The organism is Oleiphilus sp. HI0043, from assembly GCF_001634935.1.
The window spans coordinates 1-683 of sequence record NZ_LWEY01001463.1; the positions used below are offsets into that span (position 1 = coordinate 1).

The window sequence follows — 683 nt, forward strand, 5'->3', positions numbered from 1 at the left end:
ATTAACTTGGCAAATCAGATTTGGCCTGTGCTTCAGACTGTATTGTAATTCGGGTAAATACATTCACTCGACTTAATTAGATTTACATAGTTAGTGGGGCCAGGGAAGGCCCTTTTTTGTGAATGAAATCACAAATCTATTCTCTTTTTAGCTCGTGTATTATCGAGGGTGCAAAATATGAACAATATTCACTATTTGGTACGTTTTGCGCCTCACTAAACTTAAATTAATCATTATAGGATCATGTCTCCATATCAAAAATAACAACTGGAGAAAGCATGAAAACGATGAATCTAAGAAAACTGTATCACAAAGGCGGCTCTAGAATAAGCTGGTGGGGACACTAGCGATTGCCGGTTCCTTGGTTGCTTGTACGGGAAACCCTTATGAAGAAAACGCTCAGCGTATGGACGTGGTAACGCTAGGTGATTCGATATTCGACTTGAATGGTGTAATTGAGGAGGACCTTCAAGCGAATGCCGCTACCACTTTCCGAAACTATACGCAAAGTGGCGCTGAGTTATCGGGTGGCTCATTAGCAACACCTGTAGACAAACAGTACCAAGATGCGAAAGCAACGGATGCGAATATTTCTACGATTGTCATGGATGGCGGCGGTAATGATATCTTGATACCGGCAACTTTATTCGACCCTTATGGTTGCCGTACTAAGTGGTATCGCT

1 pseudogene is annotated in these 683 nt (G+C 41.9%); it reads left to right on the forward strand.

Annotated features, from left to right (window positions below):
• Positions 1–334: 334 nt before the first annotated feature.
• Positions 335–683 (forward strand): annotated as a pseudogene (locus tag A3729_RS20685) (SGNH/GDSL hydrolase family protein); the annotation flags it as partial.